We start from the raw sequence: 6,713 nt of genomic DNA on the forward strand, positions 1-6,713 counted from the left end.
AGCTCGCCGACTATGTCGGGGTCACCGTGCGCGCGGTGCGGCACTACCACCAGTGCGGTCTGCTGCCCGAGCCCGATCGCGACGCCTCCGGCTACCGCCGCTACGACGCCCAGGCCGTCATCGACCTGATTCGGATCAAGACGCTGGCCGACGCCGGCGTGCCGCTGGCCAGGGTGGAGGAGCTGCTCGGCGCGCAGCCGGAGCAGTTCGCCAAGGCCGTGGCCGAGATCGACACGGCCTTGGCGCAGCGCATCCGCGAGCTCAAGCAGCACCGCAAGCGGATCGCCGAGCTGGCCGGGGGAGAGCGCCTCTTCCTGCCGGACGGGGTGGTCGAATACCTGGACGAGATGCGCGCGATGGGCGTGAGCGAGCGGGGCGTTCGCGCCGAACGGGACGGCTGGATCATGCTCAACGCGCGGATGCCCGAGGCCGTGCCGCTGCTCATCGAGCACAAGCGGAGCTACGTCGCCGATCCGGAGTTCCGGCACTTCTGTCTCGCCTACGACCAGGCCTTCGATTGGGATCCGGACGATCCGCGGCTGGAGGCTCTGGCCGACGAGATGCTGGACTATGTGGAGCGCAAGGCCCCGCGCGAGAGCGAGGTCCGGGGCTGGGATTCGTTCGTTGAGAACGTGGCCGACGGATCACAAGAGCTCGATGGCAGCATGATGATGCAGATCACTGACGCGTCGCCGGCCTGGAAACGGCTGAATCGGCTGGCGGTGGAGCGGATGCGGGTGCGCACGCAGGACAAGCCCTCCCACGCCTGGCCGTTCGAGAACGACTGACCCGGCCCGCGGCGGCCCGGTCCGGGCGAACGAGGGTCCTGCGTCCGGTTGAGCCGGACACAGGACCCTGACGTATCAGTGCAGGCTGGAGATCAGCAGCTTGGCGAGGGCAAGTTCCCGTTCGACCTTGAAGTCGCCCGGGCCGACCTCGACGTAGACGTCGCCCTTGAGCGCGACCACCACCGACTCGCCGGACTGGGTCAAGGTGAGCGCCGCGTCGCCGATGCCGGAGGTGGGCGCGACGGTCCAGGCGCAGTCACCGGTGCACGAGCGCTGCGAGCGCGGCATCGACTTGGTCTTGGTGTCGCCGAACTCCTGGGCCGCGGACTCGTTGTTCATCGTGGTCGGGTCGGTGCCGATGACGACCGAGACATCGAGCTGGCCGCCACCGCTCGGCGTGGTGAACGTGTACCGGCAGCCCTCGTACCCATGGAAGCCAAGCGCCGACTGGGTATCGGGCATCGAGGTGTTCACCTTGAAGCCGACCGCGGAGCTGATCTGGTCGAGGGTCACCTGGCCCGGCCCCGGCGTGACGAACGTGCCCTGGGAGCTGACCGAGGTGCACGCCACCGGGAAGGGCGCGGCGCTGGACGTCGGGGAGGGCTGGCTCGGGTCCGAGGAACCACCGGCCGATGCGGACGGTGATGCGGGCACTGATACGTACGTCGAGCCGATCGGGGTTCCGCTGCCGTAGGCGCAGCCAGCTGCCGCCGTGCAACAGCCGAGAACCGCGAGCGAAGAAATGAGCCGAGTCGTTGTGCGCACCGTGCGCCCTCCCGCGTGCGTTTCGTCGAACGGTGTCCGGTGCAGTGCCCGAAATGCACTGACGCTGGTACGGTACGGCTCGGCGAGCCTGGATATCCGACGTGAGCGCTCTCAATGCCCGAAGGGGCAACGACTTGAACCCAAGCAGGCAGGGCAGGCGCCACGCGCGTTACACGGTTCGCACGCGAGGCGTGGAGCGGCTAGATCCAACCGCTGCGTTGTGCGTACCAGCCCAGTTGGACGCGGTTCGCCGCACCGGCCCGCGACATCATGCCCTTGACGCAGCGTTGCACTGTGCGCCGGCTTACGTTCAGGGTCTCGGCGATCGCGCTCTCCGCCTGCCCTTGTAGCAGCATCTTGAGGATTTGCGTGTCGAATTCGTTCAACCGCTGTGGCTGTGGCTGTGGCTGAACCTGGGCCTGTGGCTGGGATGACACATCGGGGTCGCCGTCCTTGCGCGCCCGGCAGGCGAGGATCTGCCCGAGCTGCATGCGGTTGTGCGCGCCGACCTTGGCCAGCAGCACTCGAACATGCCGCTGCACGGTGCGTTCGCTCACCTGCAACCGCGCGGCGATCGCCTTGTCCGGCACTCCGTTGAGCAAGAGCCGGAGGATGGGTTCGTCGAAGGCGTGCGGTCGCCGTTGCCGCGAATCGGCTTCGGGACGAGAGCGAGCGGTGTAGAGCGACGCGGCGGTGCCCCCAAGATCCTGCACTGTCCCTCCGGATGCGTTAACCGACCGCGCCCGAGTTCGCCGCGCCGCGTATGCGGCACCCGTGCGGCATAGCGAGAACTATCAAAGCACTACATAACGGTTCAAACTTCTATGTGTCGTATGTGCGCCACCGGCCTCCGATCCGGCCGCACCCTAAGACAGCCTCAGCCCCAGCTCATCCGCGAGCCCGGCCGGACGCCGGCATTGCGGCGCTGACCTGCGGCGTTTAGCGTGCTCTCAAGCTCTTGGCGTAGATGCGCCGAGATAGGTGCGGACCAGACCATTGACCGACCGACTGGTCTAGTCCAATCTGGCAAGCATAAACATCCCGCCGGAGTTCGGCGCACTCCGGTGACGTAAAAAACCACAATTCGAGTCGCAGACCCACGCGAATCGGCATATCTCGCGCAAGCGCGCGCACCGGAGGCGCCCGGTACGCCCGCCTCGATCGACCCGCGGCCCCGCCGCGTCGCGCCCGCACGCGCGCCGCCGGTGCCGCCCCGTACCGGAGAGGCAGTCATGGCACGCGTTCCCCATCCCACCTTGCGGCCCGCCCGCAAACGGGCGCTCGCCGCGGCCGGCGCCGCGTTCAGCGTCGTGCTCGCGACCGTCGGCGTCGTCGCGGCCACCACCGGCGCCCAGGCCGCCGCGGCCAACCTGGTCCAGAATCCCGGCTTCGAGTCCGGGGCGCTCTCGCCCTGGACCTGCTCCAGCAGCAGCGGAAAGATCGTCACCAGCCCGGTGCACTCCGGCGCCGACGCGCTCCAGGCCACCCCGGCCGGCAGCGACGACGCGCAGTGCTCGCAGACCGTCAGCGTCCAGCCCAACTCCGCCTACACGCTCTCGGCCTGGGTGAACGGCTCGTACGTCTATCTCGGCGACACCGGCACCGGCACGACCGACGGCAGCACCTGGACTCCGGGCACCGGCGGGGGATATTCGCAGCTGACCACGAGCTTCACCACCGGGGCCAGCACCACCAGCGTGACCATCTGGGTGCACGGCTGGTACGGCCAGCCCACCTACGAGGCCGACGACTTCTCCCTCACCGGTCCCGGCGGCGGTGGCAGCCCTTCGCCGAGCACCAGCCCGACCTCTTCCTCGCCCACCCCGACGCCCAGCGCGAGCCCGACCGGCGGCACCGGCGGCGGGACGTGTTCCGCTCCGGCGTGGGTGTCCACGACCGCGTACAACGGCGGCGCGGTGGTCAGCTACAACGGCCACACCTGGACCGCGAAGTGGTGGACCCAGGGCGACATCCCCGGCAACAACTCCCAAAACGTATGGACCGACAACGGCGCGTGCAGCGGCAGCGGCGGCAACCCGAGCCCGTCCGCGTCGAGCACCACGGGCGGCGGCACCTGCTCGGCCCCGGCCTGGGTGTCGGCGACCGCTTATAACGGCGGGGCCGTGGTCAGCTACAACGGTCACAAGTGGACCGCGAAGTGGTGGACCCAGGGCGACATCCCCGGCAACAACTCGCAGAACGTGTGGACCGACAACGGAGCCTGCTAACCGCAGATAACGGTTAACGCGCCAGGGGCGCGGACGGCATACAGCCGTCCGCGCTCTTTGTCATGGGCAGCCGACGCGCGCGTGAGCCGCGACGCCTTTTGAAGGCCGGGATTGAAAGTCTCGCGCGAACTGCGCTAAAGTAGCCAATCGCGTGTCTACACGCAGGCCAAGATAAGCCGATTCTCCGGCTGCTTCATACAGTAGGGACCTGGGAGGCGTCTTGTCAAGCGGATCCGCCGAAATCGCCCGCGAGCAGGAGTACGTGACCATGCTCTACGACCGGCTCGACGCGTTGCGCGAGCGCACCGTGGGCCGATTCGCGCAGGTGCTGCGGCAGGAAGGGGGCACGCCGCAGAGCCGCACGGAGCGCGACGTCGCCGCCTCCGACCACGCCGAGCGGCTCGCTCAGCTCGACGCCGCCGAGAACGGGCTGTGCTTCGGCCGGCTCGACTTCGGCCCCCAGGACGACCGAGCCCACGGCGCCACGCACAGCCACGACTCCGCCGGCAACCGGGAGACCGGCTCGGGCGAACGGCGGTATGTCGGCCGGCTCGGCATCCGCGACGAGGGTGACGACTACGAGCCGCTGCTGATCGACTGGCGCGCCCCCGCGGCCCGGCCGTTCTACATCGCGACCGCCACCGCCCCGCTCGGCGTACGGCGGCGCCGCCACATCAAGACCCGGCAGCGCGCCGTCACAGGGCTCGACGACGACGTGCTGGACCTCGACGCCTTTGACGGCCACCGTGACGCGGCCGGCGCGGCCGACGGCCTCGTCGGCGAGGGGGCCCTGCTCTCCGCGGTCACCGCCGACCGGACCGGGCGGATGCGCGACGTCGTCGAGACGATTCAGGCGGAACAGGATTACGCGATCCGCGCCGACCTTCCCGGCGTGCTCGTCGTGCAAGGCGGCCCGGGCACCGGGAAGACCGCGGTCGCGCTGCACCGCGCCGCCTACCTGCTCTACACCCACCGCGAGCGGCTGGCCCGGCGCGGCGTGCTGATCGTCGGACCGAACCCGACCTTCCTCCGGTACATCTCGCACGTGCTGCCCTCGCTCGGCGAGACCAGCGCGGTGTTGCGCACGCTCGGCGAGCTCTTCCCGGGCGTCGTTGCCGAAAGCGTGGAGCCGGCCCGGACCGCGGAGATCAAGGGCCGCGCGGTCATGGCGGACCTTCTGGCCGCGGCGGTGCGCGCCCGCCAGCGCGTACCGGAGCAGGAGCTGGAAGTCGAGATCGACCATGTGACCTACCGGGTCAGCCGCGAGACCTGCGCCGAGGCGCGGGAGCAGGCCCGCCGGACGCTTGAGCCGCACAACCTGGCCAGGCCGGCGTTCGTCGCCAGCTTCCTCGACGCGCTGGCCGAGCAGGTGATGCGGCGGCTGAACGAGGACCCGTTCGGGGAACTGACCCGGGAACTGGTCGAGGAGATCGAGCGGGATCTGCGGCAGATCGGGGACGTGGGCGAGGCCCCGCTGGAAGAGGAGCTGCTCAACCGCCGCGACGCCGAGGAGATCCGGCGCGGTCTGCCCGAGGAGCCGGCTGTGCAAGCCGCGCTGGACTGGCTGTGGCCGGAACTCACGCCGCAGCGGCTGCTCACCGAGCTGTTCGCCGATCGCGACCTGTTGGCAGCGGCGGCGGCCGGACTGCTCACGCCTGAAGAGCAGGCCGCGTTGCACCGCGAGGTCGGACCTGAGCAAAACGGGGCGGAGGAGAGCGGACCCGAGGAGAGCGCGGCGGACTGGTCCGTGGCCGACGTGCCGCTGCTCGACGAGGCCGCCGAATTGCTGGGCGTATCGGACGAGCAGGCCGAGGAGGAGGAGCGCCGCCGGCGGGAGCGGCAGGTTGCCTACGCCCAGGGCGTGCTCGACATCCTCTCCGGTTCGGCCCTTCCGGACCTCGAGGACCGCAAAGACGACCTGGTGATGGTCACGGACTTCGTGACCGCGGAACAGCTCGCCGACGAACAGGACTACCGCGGCTACCTCTCCGTCGCCGACCGGGCCGCCGCCGACCGCACCTGGACCTTCGGGCACGTCATCGTCGACGAGGCGCAGGAGCTTTCCGCGATGGCCTGGCGGCTGCTGATGCGCCGCTGCCCGAGCCGGTCGATGACGGTGGTCGGCGACGTGGCCCAGACCGGGGATCCGGCGGGCACCGACTCGTGGGGCGCGGTGCTGGAACCGTATGTCGGCGACCGCTGGCGGCTGGCCCGACTGACCGTCAACTACCGCACTCCGGCGGAGGTGATGGCGGTCGCGGCGAAGGTCCTGGCGCGGATCGACCCGGCGCTCGAACCGCCGCGTTCCGTGCGTGAATCAGGGGTCGAACCGTGGCGCGAGTCGGTGCCGGCCGCCCAGCTGCCGGCCCGGCTCGGCGAGGTCGCGGCGAGCGAGGCCGCGGCGGTCGGCGAGGGCAGGCTCGCGGTGATCGTGCCGACGCGGCACGCCGCGCGGCTCGCCGAGGCCGTGCTGGCCGCGGTTCCGGACGCGGCGTTCGGCCCGGACCCCGACCTCGAACGCCGGACCGTGGTGCTGACCGTCCGTCAGGCCAAGGGGCTGGAGTTCGATACCGTACTCGTCGTCGACCCGGACGCGATCGCCGCCGACCCGCCGCGCGGCGACAACGACCTGTACGTCGCGCTCACCCGAGTCACCAGGCGGCTGGCCATCCTGGCCGTGGACGGCTGTTTCGAGTCGGACGACTGAGAAGGCCGACGGGGATGGTTGGGGAACGGGAATACACTCCGCTCGCGGCCGCCGAGCCGGAGCTGAATAAGTTTACTGTCATAAGTCGGACGGCCGCGGAAACCACAAAAGCCGTGCGGGTCCGCGACGACCTGCCGGATTTCCGGCAGCCTGACGACCCCGCGCCGGCGCTCGGCCTCGGGCTGGGGCTCGCGCTCGCCCTGCGCCTGAAGAGATGAGCCGGAA

General features: G+C 70.1%; 7 protein-coding genes. 5 read left to right on the forward strand and 2 right to left on the reverse strand.

What is annotated here, in order from left to right; genetic code table 11:
- Positions 1–788, forward strand: a 788-nt coding sequence (locus VFB40_RS10835) for a MerR family transcriptional regulator (RefSeq protein ID WP_324849519.1), incomplete at its 5' end; no start/stop codon positions are given.
- A gap of 75 nt (positions 789–863) precedes the next feature.
- Here the strand turns inward: VFB40_RS10835 and VFB40_RS10840 are convergent.
- Complete coding sequence (locus VFB40_RS10840; protein WP_324849521.1) at positions 864–1,250, reverse strand: hypothetical protein; 387 nt, start codon at positions 1,248–1,250, stop codon at positions 864–866.
- A gap of 13 nt (positions 1,251–1,263) precedes the next feature.
- Between VFB40_RS10840 and VFB40_RS10845 the strand changes: the two genes are divergently transcribed.
- Positions 1,264–1,482, forward strand: coding sequence for a hypothetical protein (locus VFB40_RS10845; protein WP_324849523.1), 219 nt, complete (start codon positions 1,264–1,266; stop codon positions 1,480–1,482).
- Between the two features lie 271 nt (positions 1,483–1,753).
- Here VFB40_RS10845 and VFB40_RS10850 read toward each other — a convergent pair whose 3' ends face one another.
- Positions 1,754–2,266, reverse strand: a complete 513-nt coding sequence (locus tag VFB40_RS10850; protein WP_324849525.1) for a LuxR C-terminal-related transcriptional regulator — start codon at positions 2,264–2,266, stop codon at positions 1,754–1,756.
- 519 nt (positions 2,267–2,785) lie between these two features.
- Here VFB40_RS10850 and VFB40_RS28775 point away from each other — a divergent pair.
- From VFB40_RS28775 to VFB40_RS10865, 3 genes are all read left to right on the forward strand, one after another.
- Complete coding sequence (locus VFB40_RS28775) at positions 2,786–3,781, forward strand: carbohydrate-binding protein (protein ID WP_324849527.1); 996 nt, start codon at positions 2,786–2,788, stop codon at positions 3,779–3,781.
- Positions 3,782–4,001: 220 nt separating this feature from the next.
- On the forward strand, positions 4,002–6,488 hold the full coding sequence (locus VFB40_RS10860) for an ATP-binding domain-containing protein (RefSeq protein ID WP_324849529.1): 2,487 nt from the start codon (positions 4,002–4,004) through the stop codon (positions 6,486–6,488).
- A 14-nt stretch (positions 6,489–6,502) separates the two neighbouring features.
- On the forward strand, positions 6,503–6,706 hold the full coding sequence (locus tag VFB40_RS10865) for a hypothetical protein (protein WP_324849531.1): 204 nt from the start codon (positions 6,503–6,505) through the stop codon (positions 6,704–6,706).
- The last annotated feature ends 7 nt before the right edge of the window (positions 6,707–6,713 follow it).

It is taken from the genome of Actinocrinis sp. (genome assembly GCF_035650855.1).
Lineage (GTDB): Bacteria > Actinomycetota > Actinomycetes > Streptomycetales > Catenulisporaceae > Actinocrinis.

Coding starts and splice junctions, on each gene's coding strand:
- VFB40_RS10865 (WP_324849531.1), top strand. CDS start 6,503: ATGGTTGGGGAACGGGAATACACTCCGCTCGCGGCCGCCGAGCCGGAG.
- VFB40_RS10840 (WP_324849521.1), bottom strand. CDS start 1,250: ATGCCCGATACCCAGTCGGCGCTTGGCTTCCATGGGTACGAGGGCTGC.
- VFB40_RS28775 (WP_324849527.1), top strand. CDS start 2,786: ATGGCACGCGTTCCCCATCCCACCTTGCGGCCCGCCCGCAAACGGGCG.